The sequence below is a fragment of the Proteocatella sphenisci DSM 23131 genome, assembly GCF_000423525.1.
Lineage (GTDB): Bacteria > Bacillota > Clostridia > Peptostreptococcales > Filifactoraceae > Proteocatella > Proteocatella sphenisci.
The window spans coordinates 97,723-116,391 of sequence record NZ_AUID01000002.1; the positions used below are offsets into that span (position 1 = coordinate 97,723).

An 18,669-nucleotide genomic window follows, 5' to 3' on the forward strand; every position below is an offset into this window, starting at 1 on the left:
TAATTGCATGATTCATTAATTTGTATTAACATAAAACTGAAGGATAATCAAATATCAGGAGGATTTTTTATGGGATATATGGATATTAAGGTGATTGCATATTTAGATATGAAAGAAGATGAAAAAGTAAAAGCCCTGGATTATATGAGGGTCAACGATGAACTACAAGATGACTATATCAAAGACTGCATAGACAGTAAGATATATGATAAAGGAAGAGGTATGTTTTTTGCCTTTAATGAAGGTGACATTGTTGGTAAGGGATTTTTGGTTATGGAGACCTTGAAGCTGTTGGAATGCGCCTATATACATAAAGTTTCTGCTATAAATTCTTACTTTGAAAACACTGTTGGAAATAGTAGCAATTACATTGAACAAGGAATCTTACAAATTGTAGGCAGGCTAAAAGCCTTTGGAAAAGAAAATGGGGCGGTGGATATAAGGTTGGGTTTTTCAGATAATCCTTCTCAACTCAAGCTTATGGAGCTGTTTAAAAACAAGGATGGATATAAAAAGGCTTATAGATCTTTTGTCATGAAGCTTGACGATAACAGAAGGGATTTGGAAAATGAAATTCTGGAGCTCCGAGATATTAAAGAGCTCAGTATAGAGGAATACATCAATATTTATAATGACAGCTTTGAAGGCGCTCCTCACAGAAGCTTTATGGGAGACCTTGAGGCTTTGGAAGCTTTCGAAGGTAAAGACGGAGTGTCTCATTTTATTGTATGGGATAATGGGGTGAAGATAGGGTTTTTAGATTTTTATATTGACATAGAGCGCGGTATTGGAAAGTTTGATTTGGGAATAGTTAAATATAAAAGAGGAATGGGATATGGAAAAAAAATTTTAGAAACAGCCATCCAATATCTCGTTAGAAATAAACTTAAAGTAGAGCTTATTGTACTTGAACCTAACACCGTGGCTTATGAAATGTACAAGAAGAGAGGTTTTAAGATTAAAAGTATTATGGGGCACTGGATTAAGTTATCAATTTAACCTTGGATAAAAACTTACGCTATGCGCAAAAAAGGACGCCTTTAGACGTCCTTACTTTGCTTAATAAAATTACGCTTTGGCTATGTTTTTTCCATATTCAAAAGCTGCATTTTTCATTTCTTCATCAGGGTTCCAAAGATTTTTAAAACCATCGTCTATTATTTCAAAGCCAGCTTTGTCCATCATTTCATTGATAACTTTTACTGACCCGCCGCTCCATCCATAACATCCAAATGCAGCTGCTTTTTTATTTTTAAATTTCATTTCTTTTACCATATGAATAAACCCTGCAATAGAATGCAACACACTGTTTCCAACCGTTGGAGAACCTATCAAAACAGTCTTTGACTTAAATATTTCTGTTATAAGATCATTGTCATCGCTTTTTGCAAGGTTAAACAGCTTTACTACAACGTCTTTATCTTCAGCGATTATTCCTTCTGCAATTTTTTCAGCAACGTGTTTTGTTCCATTCCACATTGTATCGTATATTATTGTGATCTGGTTTTCCTGATAGTCATTTGCCCACTGTATATATTTTTCAACAATCTGCATAGGATTATCTCTCCAGATCATTCCATGACTTGTTGCTATCATTTCTATAGGAAGATTTAGCGCTATTATTTCATCCAGTTTTTTTCTTAAAATAGGGCTGAACGGAGTTATTATATTTGCATAATATTTTATTGCCTCATTAAACAGGTCGCACTGATCAACAAGATCATTAAATAGTTTCTCACTTGCCAGATGTTGTCCAAATGCATCATTACTGAATAAAATATTGTCTACAGTCATATATGTTGCCATACTGTCTGGCCAGTGAAGCATAGCCATTTCAACAAAAATCAGTTCTTTTCCATTACCTATATCCAGCTTGTCTCCAGTTTTTACTGTATTAAAATTCCAATCCTGATGGTATTGACCCTTCAGTGACTTTACTGCATTTGCGGTACAATAAATTGGTGTTTCAGGTATTCTCTTCATTAACTCCACAAGAGCACCACTGTGATCCACTTCTCCGTGATTCATAATTATATAATCAATATCATTCAGATCAATTTCTGAAGCAAGATTGTCAACAAATTCTTTCCCAAATGGCATCCATACAGTGTCAATCAAAACGTTTTTTTCTTCCTGAATCAAGTAAGAGTTGTAACTTGAACCATTATGTGTGGAATAGTCATCTCCATGGAATTTTTGAAGTTCCCAGTCAACCTTACCTATCCAAGATACATTATTTTTTACAAGCTTTTTCATGATATATTCTGCCTTTCTAACACTTAAAATAAAATTCAACTTAATATCATATTATAAACATTATACTATTATTTAGTCTAAGTGTACATATAAGCAGTTTATTATTTTTGAAACTGCATCTTCTTGGCTCATATCATTTACAATTTCAATATCTGAATACATCTCATACAGCTCGCGCCTTTCCTCATACAGGCGGTATACTTTTTCTCTTCCACCTGACAGAAGTGGCCGATTTTCAATATTAATGTCTTTTACTATTTCTTCTACCGGTCTGTTGATATAAATGATTATGCCATTTTGTTTAAGGATTTCTATGTTTCTTTGTTTTTTTACTATGCCTCCGCCTGTTGAAATTACCTTTGGGTATGTTTTTGAAATTTCTTCCAGAGCGCATGTCTCTATTTCTCTGAAATAGTCTTCTCCCTTTTTAAATATTTCGGGGATTGTCATCTTGCATTTTTCCTCGATATAGGTGTCTACATCACAAAATTCCAGGTCTAAGGCTTTTGCCAGTTTTTCTCCTATGGCAGTTTTCCCGCAGCCTGGCATCCCTATAAGGACAATGTTTTTAGAAATTTTCTTCATAAATTCTCCTATACCAGCTCACCTGTTTTTATAAATATATTTTCAACAAGGCTGTCTTTTATCTTGATATTATTCCATATCTCCTGTGATTTAACGGCCTGCCCTACAAGCATATAAAGACCATTTACAGCTTTGATTCCATTTTCTCTTGCATATCTTAAAAACACAGTTTCACCTGGATTGTATATAAGGTCTACCGCCACTTTGAATTTTTTTATTATATCTTTTTCCACCGGCGATGCACCTATATTTGGATACATGCCTTTTGGGGTACAGTTTATTATAATATCTTTTGAATCAAGATGTTTTAGTTCTTCATATGATACCGTATTGCATCCGCCAAATTCATTCTTAATATTTGAAGAGTCTCTGCTTACTATCGTTATCTCTTTTACCCCATTGTCTGTGAGGTATTGAAGCACCGCCTTGGCTGCCCCTCCGCTTCCAAGTATCACTGCGAATTTATTTATTGTCTCGATTTGATTTTTTTTGAGAAGCATTCCAAAACCGTAGTAGTCTGTGTTAAAGCCTTTCAGTTTGTCGCCTTCAAAAAACACGGTATTTACAGCTGAAATTTTGGCCGCTTCTGGTGATATTTCGTCAAGATACTGCATTACACATATTTTATATGGTATGGTAACGTTCATTCCCTTAATTCCTGACTCTTTAAATCTATGCATGGCATCTTTTAAATCAGTTTTTTCTACTTCAAAAAGATGGTAGCTCGCGTCAAGATTCAGTTCTTCAAATATCATCTTGTGAATTGATGGAGAAAGGCTGTGTCCCAGTTTTTCTCCAAGTAAACCATAAATATGCTTCATCTATTTGCTCCTGTTAATCAATATTTTTTGTAATTGCCAAGTATTTTGAAATAAGTGGTTCTGGTTTTTATATCTTCCACGATATTATTTACTTTCGGTTCTTTTAGATTTCCCTCAAAATCTATATGAAAGAAGTATTCCCATGATTTATTCATAATCGGTCTGGATTCAATTTTCATCAAGTTGAGCCCTTTTTCTGAGAACAATTTCAATACATCGAAAAGCGAACCTACCTTATGCTTAACCGTCAATACGACACTGATTTTGTCTGAACACTCATCTATCTCAAGGTCTTTTCCTACAATTACAAAGCGTGTATAATTATTGCTGTTAAAGTTCAGGTTTTCCTTTAATATATCCAGTCCATACATGGCTGCCGCTCTGTCACTGGCAACGGCGGCCTTTGATTTATCGCCGGCTTCACTCACAAGTTTTGCGCTCAGAGCGGTATTGTGATATGGAATCAGTTTCCAATTTGGATAATCCCGAAAAAACTGTGCCGATTGCTGAAATCCCTGCTCATGAGAGTATACTTCCTCTATGTCATCTATGCTTGACCCTTTTACGCCAAGAAGGTTCTGTTTTACCTTAATAACTATTTCACCGTTTATATAACATCCGTATTTTCTCAAAAGATCATAAACTTCATTTACGCTTCCTGTCGAGGAGTTCTCTATAGGCAAGATACCGTAATCTACAATTCCCTCACTTATCGCCACAAATACATCCTCAAAATATTTGTATGCACTGGTGTTTGTTGCTTCTCCAAAATAATTAAAAAGTGCTTCTTCACTGAACGAACCATTTATTCCCTGAAAACCAATTTTTAGTGCCTTGTTGCCTGTTCGAGTTTTTAATGTTTTTTTATCTACTATGGACCGTTTTTGATTTTCCTGAATATGTTTACTTTGAAGATCCCTGCTTATTCTCATTATATCAACAAAAAATTCTTCCATTTCCTTGCTCAGAGATTTATTGTTCAGGCTCTCGATGCTTTTTTTAATTACCTGCGCCTCTCTTTCACTGTTAAGCACTGGCATATTGTTTTTTATTTTATATTCTGCAACCCTTGCGACAATTTCCATACGTTTTTCAAAAAGCTGTGCCAGGCTCGAATCTATTTCGTTTATTTCGTCTCTAAGTTCATTTAAATCAAGTTCTTTCATATTTTTGCCTCCATAAGCAGATCAAGCAGTCCAAGCGCTGTTACCGCCTCTACTACAGGTACTGCTCGCTGTACTATGCAAGGGTCATGTCTGCCTTTTATTTCAAGAATTATATTGTCCATTTTTTCAATATCTACAGTCTGCTGTTTTTTGGATATCGAAGCAGTCGGTTTGAAGGCCGTCCTGAAAACCACTGGCATTCCATTGGTTATTCCACCAAGTATACCACCGTTATTATTTGTGTATGTCTTGATTTTATCGCCTTCTACATACATTTCATCATTTACTGACGAGCCTTCCATAGCTGATATGTCAAAGCCCAGCCCAAATTCCACGCCTTTTACCCCTGGCACAGAAAACAGAAGCCCCGCAAGTGTGCTTTCAACAGAATCAAAAAACGGTGAGCCTATTCCTGGTTTAAGATTGATTACTGCGGTCTCAATTATCCCTCCCAAAGAGTCATGATTTTCTTTTGCAGTCAGGATAGCGGCTTTCATAGCTTCGCCTTTTTCATGAGAAATGACTGGGAAATCCATTATGGACAGGTCATCCAATGTCTCTTTTTCTATATTTATGAAGTTAAAATTATCTTCGCTTATTTTTCCTATGCTCAGTATATGGCTCCCTATTACTATGCCCTTGGATTTTAGAATCTGGCTTGCAAGAGCGCCTGCAAATACAAGAGGAGCAGTAATTCTTCCCGAAAAATGTCCTCCCCCTCTATAATCGTTGAAGCCACTGTATCTTACCTTGCCTGTATAATCAGCATGTGAAGGTCTCATCTTGCTTTTTATTTCTGAATAGTCCTTAGAATGTTCATCCTTGTTTCTTATAATTGCGGCAAGCGGGGTTCCGGTGGTTTTTTCGTTAAAATATCCGCTTAATATTTCAAATTCGTCCTTTTCATCTCTCTGAGTTGAGAGAAGATTTCTTCCTGGCGCTCTTCTTTTCATTTCTCTTTTGATTTCATCTATGTCCAGTTCCAGTCCCGAAGGCAGGCCGTCTATCGTTACTCCAATGGCTGATCCATGTGATTCTCCAAATATTGAAACCTTGATGTTTCTACCCCAAATTCCACTCATGAATATTTCCTCCTAAACTTTCAAAGTCTTTCCAGAATCCCGGATAGGATTTGTTTACGGCCTCACTGTTTCTTATGATGACCGGAGATTCACACCTTGTAGAGGCAACGGCAAGCGCCATAGCTATCCTGTGATCGTTCCAGCTGTCTACTTCGCCGCCCCAGAGCCTCTCAACTCCATTTATAACGAGTCCTTCTTTGAGTTCTTCTATGTCGGCCCCAAGCTTGCGAAGTTCTTCAGATATGGCCTTGAGTCTGTCCGATTCTTTGATTCTCACCCTTGCAGCATTTATTATTCTGGTAGTTCCTTTGCTGAGTGATGCTAAAACAGTCAGTATAGGAACCAGGTCCGGACACTGGGAAGCATCTATAACGGTTCCCTTTGTATCTGATTTATATACAGTTACAGAATCTTCATTTTCTTTAAAACAACCGCCCATCTCACGCACTATATCCAAAATAACTTTGTCGCCCTGAAGGGATTCTAGATTGAGGTTATTGCACTCAAGGCCATTCCCGATTATTCCCGCTACAATCCAAAATGCAGCCTGCGAAAAATCCCCTTCAACGCGATAATCTCTTTTTGAATACCTTTGATTTCCTTTTACGATGAATTCTCTGTAGTCTTTGTTCTCAACCTGAATCCCATATTTTTTGAGCATATCCAGAGTCAAATCGACATATCCCTTGGATTCAAGCTCTGTTGTAATTACAATTCTTGAGTCACCGTCAAGAAGGGGAAGCGCAAACATCAGTCCAGTTATAAACTGTGAGCTTATGTTTCCTTTAAGTGGGTACTCACCGCTCTTTAAAACGCCGTCTACAGTAAGGGGCAGATGATTGTCTTCATATAAGTAATTTATATTTTGTTTATCAAACATTTCCTTGTATGGACCCAAAGGCCTTGTGGCAAGTTTCCCTCTTCCATCAAATGTTATTTTTCCTTCATCCAAAAGGGCAAGTGGTATCAAAAACCTGATTGTAGATCCTGATTCGATGCAGTCTATATACTCTCCATTCTTTTTGTCTCTTCCGCTTATCTTAAGCTCCAAAGTACCGTTCTGATCTAAAAGCTGGTCTATTTTCGCTCCAAGCACCCTCATACCGCCTATGGTAGCCTCCATATCCTCTGACATTACAAAGTCTTGAATCCTGCTCTCTCCCTCGCAAAGGGAAGCACATATTATAGCTCTGTGACACAGGCTTTTTGAAGGAGGTATTTTTACCTGACCTTTCAGATTCGATGGTTCCAGCTTTATATGTTTCATTAATTAAGTCCTTTCCAAAAACTATAGATATCTCAAAATCTCTTCTTTTTTAATTTTCTTTAAATATCCGTCTCCAATTTCGCTCAGTACTACTATATTAAGGTCATCCCCATCGCTTTTTTTATCAAGGGCTATGGCCTCAAGCAAGCCTGGTTTGTCCATACCCTCTATCTTAAAGGGAAGGGAGTATTTGGTCAAAAGACGCTTTATGGAAGCTGCAGTTCCGGCCTTTGTGATGCCTTCTTCTTCAGTTTTAAGTGTAATCGCATACATTCCTATAGCGACCGCTTCCCCGTGGCTGTACTTTTCAAAGCCATAGTACTTTTCTATGGCATGCCCCAGGGTATGTCCAAAATTAAGTACCATGCGTTCTCCTGCATCTTTCTCATCTCTTTGAACTATGCCGCTCTTGATTTTGCAGCAGGTATAAATTATATCTTCTAATCCATTAAGAGGATCTTTTTCGACTTCCATTTCTGACAATTTTTCGAACAGTTCAGGGCTTCTTATGCAGGCATACTTTATTACCTCTGCCATGCCATCATTTAAAAATCGACTGTCAAGTGTTTTCAAAATCTCCGGGTCTATAAACACAGCCCTTGGATGATAGAAGCTCCCTATGAGATTTTTACCTCTGGGGTGATCAATTGCAACTTTTCCTCCAACGCTGCTGTCAACCTGTGCAAGCAGTGAAGTAGGAACCTGAACATATGTTATTCCCCGAAGAAGAGTTGATGCAACAAATCCTGCAAGGTCTCCTGTTACTCCTCCCCCAAAAGCCACTATCAAATCTCCTTTTGTGATTCCAAATTCCAGAAGCTTATCGCAGACCTCGGCATATACCTCAAGGGACTTGCTCTTTTCCCCAGGCTTTATTATAACAAGTTTGACAAGAAATCCACTGCTCAAAAGATCAGCCTCGACATCTCTTCCATACTCAGCGGCTATATTTTCATCTGTGACAACTGCAACTTTTTTCCCCTTGTATATTTTTGAGATTTCCTTACCCAGCCTTCCAAAAAGGCCTTTTTCTATATATATTGGATAATCCTTACCCGGAAGTTCTACAATTAATTCTTTCAATTTACATGATCTCCTTCCATATATCCCATTAATCTCTTTTACAATTCCCGATTTTATACCTGCTATATCAGTAATTATAGCACCCTTTTTAAAGAAATTCATATTGTCTTTTATATATTTCACAATTTGCTCAGGATACAGGCAAATAATTACGATATCTGAACCTACATCTCTCTTCCAACTGCCAGGGCAATGTACTTCAATGATTTCATAAGATCATTGAAGTTTTCAGGTTTAATGGACTGCGCTCCATCACAAAGCGCATTTGCAGGGTCATTGTGAACCTCAATTATAAGCCCATCCGCTCCAACTGCTATTGCCGCTCTTGAAAGTGATTCAACCATCCACCATGCACCTGTAGCATGACTTGGATCGACTATAACAGGAAGGTGACTGAGCTTTTTGATAACTGGTATTGCACTCAAATCCAGAGTGTTTCTGGTGCTGGTTTCAAAAGTTCTTATTCCTCTTTCGCAAAGAATTACATCATTGTTTCCTCCAGCCATTATATACTCGGCTGACATCAACCACTCCTCTATTGTTGCCGACTGACCTCGTTTAAGAAGAATCGGTTTCTTGATTCGCCCAACTTCTTTAAGCAAATCGAAGTTTTGCATGTTTCTTGCACCAATCTGTATTATATCTACTTCTTCAACAAATTTTTCCAGCATATCTGCAGACATAAGCTCACTTACTACGGGAAGTCCGGTTTTTTCTCTGGCTTTTGAAAGCAGATCCAGTCCAGTTGCACCAAGTCCCTGGAATGAGTATGGTGAAGTTCTGGGTTTGAAAGCTCCACCTCTTAAAAATTCCGCTCCTGAGTCTATGATACTTTCTGCGATTCCAACAATCTGATCTTCAGTCTCTACCGAACAAGGTCCTGCAATTACCGCTATTTTTTTTCCGCCAATAAGTCTGCCGTTAACATCAACAATAGTATTTTCGGGATGCATAAGCCTGTTTGCCTTCTTGTAAGGCTCCATTACCTTAAGCACGTCGTCTACTTCGGGGAATGATTTTATAGAGTTTATATCAATCATTCTCGTATCACCAACTACGCATAAAACCGTCTTATTGGTACCTCTTGTTATATCAACTTCAACTCCTTTAGATTCCAGCTTTTCTTTTATTTTTTTAACCATCTCTGGTGATGTTCCTGATTTTATTATAACTATCATTTGATTTCCTCCTGAATTTAAGTACTAAAAAAACAGACTCATTATATGAGCCTGTTTTATATACAGATAATTTACATGTCCTTGGTAAGGCGAAACACGTATCTTAATTTCTCATCATAAAGGGATTCCTATTTTTTTATAGAACAAAGTGCCGTAGCTATAAAAATAAAAGCTAAAGCTAAAGCTAAAATAATAATTAAATTGTTCTACGAATCTCTTTATAGTAAGATTTTTCATGATACTGTCTCCTTTTGGAAAGATTTTTTATTTTTGTGTTAAGGCATATTCTATATTAGTTTATTCTATGTGTCAACATAAATTTCCAATTTTCAGAATAAATTTTTAATTAAGACAATTTGTTTTTAATATTTTCTATCTCCTCAGCTGTCAAGTTTCTCCACTTTCCAGTGTCCAATCCTTCCAGAGTCAAATCCATAATTTTAATGCGTTTTAAATTAAGTACCTTATATTCAAAAGCTGAGCACATTCTTCTAATTTGCCTGTTTAATCCTTGAGACAGCGTGATTTTGAATGTCCTGTCGTTAATTTTAACTACCTCACATTTTTTGGTTATGGTATATTCATTTTTTACAGGATTATAAATTTTTACACCATCAGACATAGCCTTTATAAAACTTGATGTTATGATTTTATTCACAGTTACTATATACTCTTTTTTGTTATTGTTACCTTCTCGCAAAATCTTATTCACAATATCACCATCATTTGTTAATAAGATCAGGCCTTCAGAATCTTTGTCCAATCTGCCAACTGGAAAAATTCGTTCAGTGTGATTTACAAAGTCAACTATATTGCCTTCTATATGTCTTTCAGTAGTGCAAGTTATGCCTGTAGGCTTATTCAAGATAATATATACATTGTTTTCATTTAATTTTAATGGTTTCCCGTCTATATCTATCTTATCATCTTCATTTACATCTTGGCCTATAATTCCAGTTTCTCCGTTAACACTCACTCTTTTATCTTTAATCAATTCATCTGCCTGTCGCCTTGAATACAGTCCTGTTGAACTGATAAATTTGTTTAATCTCATTATATGCTCCCTTGAATATATTATTTATTTTTGTATGTAAATTAATTTTATCACGTAGAACTTATAAATTCAATTAATATCTGCAGTTGTTGTACTTACATTTATTGAAATAATTAACTTGTGTGATGCTATGATTTGTATTAACATAAACTTATGGCTTTTAATATGTGTTTTTTGATAAAAATTTAAAGTAGGGAGTCTTAATTATGGATATAGTTATCGGTATGCTATTCACTTTTTCAGTACTCATTTTTTCTGTATACAAGGGTATCTTTGTCGGTATTCCATTGTTAACGGGATTTTTCATTTTTGCCTTTATTTCATGGAAAAGAGGATTTCCTGTAAAAAACATCCTTATAATGTCCTATACAGGTGGAAAAGATGCTTTTGTTGTTTTGAAGATATTCGTATTGATAGGAGCAATAACATCTATGTGGATGGCTTCAGGAACCGTACCAGCCATAGTTTATTATACTCTTAATCTTATGAATCCCAATTTTTTTATTCTCTACGCATTCTTAATAAGCGCTGTGACATCTATGCTGCTTGGTACATCACTTGGAACAGTAAGTACCGTAGGCCTTGCTTTAATAATCATGGCAAAGGGTGGCAATGTCGATCTAAATATAGCAACAGGGGCTATTATTTCAGGAGCTTTTCTGGGAGACAGATCTTCTCCTATGTCTTCAAGTGCAAGTCTGGTTGCAAGCATAACCGGGACCAATCTTTTTGTTAACATAAGAAATATGTTTTCAACAGCAATTGTTCCGTTTGTTATATCAATAATACTTTATACTATGTTTTCATTTAAACAGCCTTTGAATTTTACAGGTACCAATATTGACAGCAACCTTATCGATGTTTTCAATATAAACTGGATGGTTTTATTACCAGCTGTCATAATAATTATTTTGTCCATACTAAAAATAAATGTCAAAATTTCTATGTCATTTAGTATACTGAGCGCCGCTTTTATAAGCTTCTTAATTCAAAATAACAGTCTTATAGAAATTATAAAATATCTGTTCCTGGGATTTAGACTTGATCCATCGAGCCCCCTTTATGACATAATTAAAGGCGGAGGAATCATCTTTATGTGGAAAGCTGCTCTGGTCGTGTTTATTTCCTGCTCCCTTGCCGGAATATTTGAAGGAACAAAAATGCTTAAAAGTGCAGAAGATATATTAAGAAAAGCAAAAAAAAGAAGTACTGTTTTCTTTTATACCACAATTGTCAGTATTGTAACTGCTGCAGTTGGATGCAATCAATCTATTTCGATTGTCTTAACTAACCAGCTTATGAAAAAGGTATATACTTATAACAGTATTGATAATCACCAATTAGCTGTAGATTTGGAAAATACCGGTATAATTCTATCCGCTCTTATTCCATGGAATATTGCTTCACTTTTGCCAACTTCTACATTGGATGTTAGCCACAGTGGATTCATTCCATATGCATTCTATCTGTATCTTATACCTGTACTCAACCTGATTTATTTCAAAATCAAAAAAATATAAAGATATCACACTTAAAAAATGTGATATCTTTATATTTAGTGTTATATTATAATTTTTATTTTATAACTTAAACTAAAGATGATAATACAGAGGCTTTTGTTACAATCCCTCTTAGGGTCCCCGAATCACTTATAATCGCGATTGGAAACGATGATTTTGCCGAAAGCGGAAGCACATCATTAATGAGTGTATCCTCCGTAACAGTTATCGTGTCACTGATAATAAAATCAAACAACGGCAAGCTTTCTTTGTTTGCCTTAATGGCATCATCTATAGTTATAATGCCTTTAAATTTCATTTTTTTATCTACTGCATATGCACTCGATGTCGAGTTCTGTCTCATCTCTCTTATTGCATTTATTGGTGAAGTGCTTTCCTTAACCAGACATGACGGTGTAATCATAATGTGCTTTACACTCATTACCTTAGACTTGTCTGCGCTATCAATAAACAGTTTTACGTAGTCATCAGCCGGATATGCCGACATATTTTCCGGTGTATCTATCTGAACTATCTTTCCGTCTCTCATTATATTTACGGTATCTCCCAGTTTGAAGGCTTCGTCAATATCATGTGTAATAAATATGACAGTTTTCCCAAGCTTTCTCTGTATAGAGAGCAGTTCAAATTGCATATCTTTTCTTACAAGCGGATCGAGAGCAGAAAAAGGTTCGTCCATGAGCAAAATTTCAGGGTCATTTGCCAAAGCCCTTGCAAGCCCTACCCTTTGCTTCATCCCTCCAGACAGACTGGCAATGGGGCTATTTTCCCAGCCTTCCAGTCCAACCAGTTTCGTAGCTTCGATTGACTTTTGATCTCTTTCTTCTTTAGAAATCCCCTTTACCTCTAATCCATATCCCACATTATCTATTACGTTTCGATGTGACATTAGACCAAAATTTTGAAATACCATAGATATTTTATTTCTTCTATATTCCAAAAGTTCTTTTTTGTCTAGTTTTTCCAGCTCTTTATTTTCAAATCTCACCTCACCAGATGTAGGCTTGATAAGGCAGTTGAAACAACGCACCAGCGTAGATTTTCCAGAACCCGAGAGCCCTATAATTACATATATTCCTCCACGCTTTACTTTAAATGACACGTCCCAAAGAGCTACTGTAACGCCTGTCTTTTTAAGCACTTCATCCTTACTTGCACCTTCACTCATCATTTTAGCTGCTTCTTTTTTATTTATTCCATATAATTTCGAAAGATGGCTGACTTCAATTACATTATCATCCACATTGTCGTTCATAGTATCGTTTATAGTATTGTTCTCCATTATTCAATCACCTCATTCTCTTTGATTAAACCCTGTGTAAGGCGATCGAGTATAACAGCTACTATTACAATTGATACCCCTGGAAGAAGTGCTTTTCCCATTTCTACACGATTTGTAGCGAGAAGTATCTCCAGTCCCAGTCCATCAGCTCCAATCAGAGCACATGTTACAACCATAGACATAGCCATCATTATCGTTTGATTGACGCCTGTCATGATTGTGGGCATTGCCTGTGGAATCTCAACTTTAACGAGTGCCTGTATTTTAGTGGATCCAAAAGCCAATGCAGCTTCCTTCGTATCAGAGTCCACATGTGTTATCCCATGGCTGGTCATACGTACCATTGGCACTATGGCATAAATTGTTGTTGCTATCAAAGCAGGTGTTTTTCCCGTACCAAACAGAATAACTGCAGGTACCAGATAGACAAACGATGGCATAGTCTGCATTAAATCCAGCACCGGCCGTATTACGCTCTCCGCTTTTTTACTCATTGCAATCAATATTCCAAGTGGGAATCCCAAAAGCAGGGACAATATAACCGCTGCAATTACTATACTTATGGTCTGAAGCATCTGTTCCCAAAGTCCGCTGCTACCTATGAAAATAAGCGAAGCCCCGTATATCAATCCAATGTGAACCTTTTTACTTACCCTGTAACCGAGATATCCTATTACGAGTACCAATACAAACCATGGGATAAGATCAAGCAAGCCATTAATTGACTGTATTATACTTATTATTGCCGATTTTATTGCGTTGAGTATATCTCTGTTATTTCGACTAAAAAGTTTAACAACATCATCTATGGATGATCCCAAATTAAATTCCCATGCTTTAGGAAATGCAAAAATATAACTCTCCAAATTCAAAATTCCTCCTTTTAAAGTTTATTGTCATCTACAGTACCGCACGCACTCTGTCTGCCTGCTCCGAAGTTAACCATTGATCTAGTAAAGCATCATTTTCTGTAAGAACCCATTTAGCAGTCTCTTCGTGAGTTGCCTTTGTTTCGTCAAGATGAGCAAGCGCTTTACCTATTAAATCACTTCCCGTTTGATATTTACTGAAAAACTCAACTAATTCAGGAGCTTTTTCAGCAAACTTGCCGCTGCTTACTATTTTTAGCTCCTGTGAAGGGAATTCACATTCACCATTCATATATTTTTCAGCATCATATGGTGCATCTTCAAGTAATACTATATCAAGCTTTCCACTTACCCATGTAGGCTCATAGCAATACCCAACCCAAGGCTCACCCAGATTATATGCAGAAACAAGAGATGCAAATAAAGTAGATTCGCTTCCTAGTCTTGTATAGTTATAGCCTTCATTCAATCCATAAAATTCATATTTTTTATAAAGAATTTCATCAGCCATCCAGCCTGGAATTGCCCCATATATACGCCCTTTTGTCTTGTCCTCGTCATCTGGGAATATTTGTGGATAATTTTTCAAATCTGCTACAGTTTTCAAATCTGGAGCCATAGCTTCGATGCCTCGCGCTGGATCACCCTCTATAACATATCTTGGAACATAAAGTCCCTGATTACTGTCTGGAACAAGAACACCAACTTCAACAATGTTTCCGCTGGCTATATCATCGTCATAACTGACAACATTATCAGTCCAGCTCTCGATATCAAGGTCTATGTCTCCAGCTATGAGCGACTGCCAGTTCATTGTAGATGAACCTGTTGACGTATCAAAAGTATAATTGTCAAAAGCATTTTCAACAATCAATTTTGCTATTGCATTATGGAGCATCTGACTATCCCAACCATTATCAGTTGCTACAATAGCAATTGTTTCATTTGAATCACCTGTATCGCCCTGTGAACATCCGGTTAGCCCCAGTGCTAACATTGTTGTAATAATAACTAATGTAAGTAATTTTTTCATTTGTTTCCCCTTTCAAACATAACTTTTATAAGTGAATGTAAATAGAAATTTTAAATAAAATATTTTTTTAAATTTTCTATTTACATATATACCCAATTTAATGATATTTCCTCACATTTACCACATTTGAATTACTGCATTAAACTCAAAAAATCCAATTTTTTGTTGCTGCAACTTCACTGTGAAAATCTATATCTAGTTATATTATATTACATATTCACTCAAATATATACCATTTGTAGTATATTCTTTTATTTCTGCTCTTTAATAACCCCTTTTCTGTAGGCATCCAGAAGCATTTCTAAATCCTTAATCTGAGTTCTGAGTTCTTCGCCTACATCTGTATCTCCTACTCTTTTTCGTTCAACTTCTCTCTCTAAAACCATTGTTGTAGAAATGATATCTTGTTCTTCTTCAATGGCTTTTTGAGTTGACTCAAAGGACTCGTGTGACGCCAATAAAAGGCCATAGGAGTTATATATAAGTGTGTAACCCGCTATTCCGGTAGTATCTTGATACGCTTTTGAAAGGCCCCCGTCTATAACCAGCAATTTACCATTTGCCTTTATCGGACTCTCTCCTTTTTTTATTTTGACAGGTACATGGCCATTTATTATATGAGAAGTCTCGGGATTTAGACCGAATTCTTCAAATATCATATTGCAGACATCCTCATTATCCTGCAGTTTGAAATAGGTCGTCTTGTTCTCAACATGAGTTTCCTTGTCATCTATAAAATATCTTTCAAAGGTAGTCATCTTATCTTTACCAAAAAGCGGAGACTCTGGTCCTGTCCACAGATACCATGTCAAATCCATGCCATAAAGTTTGGCAGCTGGATTGTTTTTATAAAAATATCCCTCTCTCACGAGAACTTCGAGTCTGTCCAGGTAGATTTTACCACTGTATTCTCTTCCAGTAGCTCCAATTTTAACTTTTTTAAAGCTGAAATCTTCATTTAACGGTATGCATCCGTGATACAATAAATTTGAATTACATTTTAAGTAAACACTTCCCTTTGCAAAAAGAAATCTGACATGTTTTTGAAGTCTTTCACTGTTTAAAAAAGAAAATTTAAGTTTTTCCACAAGCTCTCTTTCTTCAGGAATAAGCTCATAAGGATTCTCAGGGTTTATGGTTGGAAATTTGTTATCATTCAATTTGTATGTCTTGCCGTCCAGATTAATAGTTCCATCTTCAAAATTTATTTTATTTAGTAAGAGTCTGTCCTGTAACCCAAAATGTGGACGTCTATTAATTATTTCACCCTCTAATTTAAACTGTATTATGCTTATTGCCTTGTGCATCTGGGATATCAGCTTTAAATCTTTTTCGCTGTATTGCATATCGTTTTCAATTTTAGGTCTAAAGTTAAAGCACTCATCATCGCTATACCAGTCTAAAGCAAAAGTCGCCAATGGCAGTATGTTTATTCCATATCCTTCTTCTACTATGTCAAGGTTTACATATCTGGCACAAATTCTTAGAACAGTTGCAATACATGCCTCACTTCCAGCAGCGGCACCCATCCATAGTATGTCATGGTTGCCCCACTGAACGTCTACGTTATGATAGTTCATCAGAGTATCCATCACAATGTCTGCGCCTGGCCCTCTGTCAAATATATCCCCCACAATATGCAGGCGATCTATTACCAGTCTTTGAATAAGCTTTGAAATAGCGCTTATAAATTCATCCGCTCTTCCAATCCGTATTATAGTTTTTATTATTTCACTGTAATATTCTTCCTTATCCATTCGGTCTGGTCTTTCGTGAAGCAATTCTTCAATGATGTATGCAAAGTCCTTTGGGAGCGCTTTACGCACCTTAAGCCTTGTATATTTTGAAGATACATGTCTGCATATCTCTATCAGTCTATGCATATTTATCTTGTACCAATCTTCTATGTTTTCCTCATCCTTGAGCATAAGTGCCAATTTCTGTTCGGGATAATAAATAAGAGTTGAAAGGCTCTTTATCTCCTTTTCGCTTAAAATATCTCCAAAAACATACATTATCTTTCTTTTTATAACTCCCGATGCATTCTTTAAAACATGATTAAAAGATTCATATTCTCCATGAATATCAGTCAAAAAATGTTCAGTTCCCTTAGGAAGGTTTAATATTGCCTGCAAATTTATTATTTCTGTGCAGGCCTCAGCTATAGTTGGATATTGTCTGGACAGCAGTTTGAGATATCGCAGTTCACTTTCAAACTCGCCAGTTATATCACTGTTATTGTAACTCATAAAAAATACCTCCTTTATTTATGATATGGTTCTCCGTAATTTATTCTAAATCCCCTGTATATCTGTTCGAGCAGCATTACCCTGAATAGCTGATGCGGAAATGTCATTTTTGAAAAGCATAGCTTGTAGTCAGCTCTTGCAAGAACTTCTTGTGATATCCCAAGGCTTCCCCCTATTATAAAGGTCAGATCTGGTCTCCCCATTACGCCCTTCTCTGAAATGAATTCTGCAAGTTCTTCTGAGCTAAGTTGCTTTCCCTTAAGATCAAGGGCTATGACATATTCATTGTCTTTAATTTTGGAAATTATATTCCTGCCTTCTTTTTCTCTTACAATTTCTTCTTCTTTTTGTGATGCGTTTTCACTTGTTTTTTCATCCGGAAGTTCTATGATTTCGAGCTTGCAATATCTTCCAAGCCTTTTAGTGTATTCTGCAATTGCATCTTTTAAGTATTTTTCTTTAAGTTTCCCTACTGTTACAAGTTTTATATTCATATAAATTCCTTTCTCGTACTTATTATATTATTATATCAAAAAAATCCACATTTCTCCCGATAATCACAAGAGAAATATGGATTCAATATTACAATACCACTGTGTTAACAAATATTTTTGTCTACCTCTGAAATATTGCTGAAGTCTGTCTCAAAATAGGATCCTTCTTCCAGAAGTATATGCCCAGATTCATAAAGTTTTCCTTCTACTGTAATTATAGCTCTGTCTGTATCATAATACTGGCCAAATGTATTAGTTATGCTCTGAATAATCATAGCTTCGTACTCTGATCCCGCATTCATTTCGTATCTGAAAGCATCGTTAAAGTCTATATGAAGTATTCCCTCATCATCAAGATCGATTTCTTTTATCTGAGTATTTTCACTCAGTACACTGCCTGTACCTTTTATTACATTTGCCTTGTACTGCTCAACTATTATATCTTTAACTTCTTTTTCGCTTTCTTTTTCAACCGCCACAGTCATAAAGTAGTATTTTCCATCATCAATATTCGGATAGTAAAGGTTGATGCTTTCCTTCACTTTTGGTATATCTTGTGTCTGATCATCTTGTGATGTATTGCATCCTGTAAGAGCTACAAGCATCACCATCAGTATGGCCATAATTTTTTTTATCATACGTTAACCTCCATGTTTTAATGATATATCTATTTATATTTTACCACATATAATAAGAAAGTGCCTCTATAAATATAGAGGCACAACATAAT

Annotated in this window: 17 protein-coding genes; 2 read left to right on the forward strand and 15 right to left on the reverse strand. The window is 36.1% G+C overall.

From position 1 onward, the window contains the following. Positions 1-69 precede the first annotated feature (69 nt). The gene (locus G558_RS0101445) at positions 70-999 is read left to right on the forward strand and encodes a GNAT family N-acetyltransferase (RefSeq protein ID WP_028828572.1); all 930 of its coding nucleotides are present in this window, start codon (positions 70-72) and stop codon (positions 997-999) included. A 69-nt stretch (positions 1,000-1,068) separates the two neighbouring features. Here the strand turns inward: G558_RS0101445 and G558_RS0101450 are convergent, their stop codons facing one another. The 9 genes from G558_RS0101450 to G558_RS0101490 all read right to left on the reverse strand — a co-directional run bounded on the left by G558_RS0101450 (position 1,069) and on the right by G558_RS0101490 (position 10,492). Beyond that, positions 1,069-2,256 carry an anaerobic nitric oxide reductase flavorubredoxin gene (locus tag G558_RS0101450; RefSeq protein WP_028828573.1) on the reverse strand — a complete coding sequence of 396 codons (1,188 nt, stop codon included), beginning with the start codon at positions 2,254-2,256 and terminating at the stop codon, positions 1,069-1,071. 72 nt (positions 2,257-2,328) lie between these two features. Beyond that, a complete protein-coding gene (locus G558_RS0101455; RefSeq protein WP_028828574.1) occupies positions 2,329-2,841 on the reverse strand; it encodes a shikimate kinase in 513 nt (170 codons plus the stop codon). 8 nt (positions 2,842-2,849) lie between these two features. Continuing rightward, the gene (gene aroE, locus G558_RS0101460; RefSeq protein WP_028828575.1) at positions 2,850-3,662 is read right to left on the reverse strand and encodes a shikimate dehydrogenase; all 813 of its coding nucleotides are present in this window, start codon (positions 3,660-3,662) and stop codon (positions 2,850-2,852) included. Positions 3,663-3,679: 17 nt separating this feature from the next. Then, positions 3,680-4,828, reverse strand: coding sequence for a prephenate dehydratase (gene pheA / locus G558_RS0101465; protein WP_028828576.1), 1,149 nt, complete (start codon positions 4,826-4,828; stop codon positions 3,680-3,682). Next, entirely contained in the window at positions 4,825-5,910 is a 1,086-nt protein-coding gene (gene aroC, locus G558_RS0101470) for a chorismate synthase (protein WP_028828577.1), read from the reverse strand. Before aroC ends, pheA begins: the two co-directional genes overlap by 4 nt. After that, positions 5,891-7,177: a 3-phosphoshikimate 1-carboxyvinyltransferase gene (gene aroA, locus G558_RS0101475; RefSeq protein WP_028828578.1), complete on the reverse strand. Its 1,287-nt coding sequence runs from the start codon at positions 7,175-7,177 to the stop codon at positions 5,891-5,893. Before aroA ends, aroC begins: the two co-directional genes overlap by 20 nt. A gap of 21 nt (positions 7,178-7,198) precedes the next feature. Then, positions 7,199-8,260 (reverse strand): 3-dehydroquinate synthase, encoded by a 1,062-nt coding sequence (aroB, locus tag G558_RS0101480; RefSeq protein WP_028828579.1) that lies wholly within the window; start codon positions 8,258-8,260, stop codon positions 7,199-7,201. A 164-nt stretch (positions 8,261-8,424) separates the two neighbouring features. Then, entirely contained in the window at positions 8,425-9,438 is a 1,014-nt protein-coding gene (gene aroF, locus G558_RS0101485; protein WP_028828580.1) for a 3-deoxy-7-phosphoheptulonate synthase, read from the reverse strand. A 346-nt stretch (positions 9,439-9,784) separates the two neighbouring features. Next, positions 9,785-10,492, reverse strand: coding sequence for a pseudouridine synthase (locus G558_RS0101490; protein WP_028828581.1), 708 nt, complete (start codon positions 10,490-10,492; stop codon positions 9,785-9,787). 206 nt (positions 10,493-10,698) lie between these two features. On the opposite strand from G558_RS0101490, the gene G558_RS0101495 reads away from it, so the two are divergent. Further along, complete coding sequence (locus G558_RS0101495; RefSeq protein WP_028828582.1) at positions 10,699-12,012, forward strand: Na+/H+ antiporter NhaC family protein; 1,314 nt, start codon at positions 10,699-10,701, stop codon at positions 12,010-12,012. Between the two features lie 67 nt (positions 12,013-12,079). On the opposite strand, the gene G558_RS0101500 is transcribed toward G558_RS0101495, so the two are convergent. The 6 genes from G558_RS0101500 to G558_RS0101525 form a co-directional block, all read right to left on the reverse strand. Then, positions 12,080-13,294, reverse strand: coding sequence for a quaternary amine ABC transporter ATP-binding protein (locus G558_RS0101500; RefSeq protein ID WP_051188391.1), 1,215 nt, complete (start codon positions 13,292-13,294; stop codon positions 12,080-12,082). After that, complete coding sequence (locus G558_RS0101505; RefSeq protein ID WP_028828584.1) at positions 13,294-14,160, reverse strand: ABC transporter permease; 867 nt, start codon at positions 14,158-14,160, stop codon at positions 13,294-13,296. Before G558_RS0101505 ends, G558_RS0101500 begins: the two co-directional genes overlap by 1 nt. A gap of 34 nt (positions 14,161-14,194) precedes the next feature. Further along, entirely contained in the window at positions 14,195-15,196 is a 1,002-nt protein-coding gene (locus G558_RS0101510; protein WP_028828585.1) for a glycine betaine ABC transporter substrate-binding protein, read from the reverse strand. A gap of 251 nt (positions 15,197-15,447) precedes the next feature. Continuing rightward, the gene (locus G558_RS0101515; protein WP_028828586.1) at positions 15,448-17,445 is read right to left on the reverse strand and encodes a fructose-bisphosphatase class III; all 1,998 of its coding nucleotides are present in this window, start codon (positions 17,443-17,445) and stop codon (positions 15,448-15,450) included. Positions 17,446-17,459: 14 nt separating this feature from the next. After that, positions 17,460-17,939: a 23S rRNA (pseudouridine(1915)-N(3))-methyltransferase RlmH gene (rlmH, locus tag G558_RS0101520; protein WP_028828587.1), complete on the reverse strand. Its 480-nt coding sequence runs from the start codon at positions 17,937-17,939 to the stop codon at positions 17,460-17,462. 104 nt (positions 17,940-18,043) lie between these two features. Then, on the reverse strand, positions 18,044-18,577 hold the full coding sequence (locus G558_RS0101525) for a GerMN domain-containing protein (protein ID WP_028828588.1): 534 nt from the start codon (positions 18,575-18,577) through the stop codon (positions 18,044-18,046). Positions 18,578-18,669: the final 92 nt, after the last annotated feature.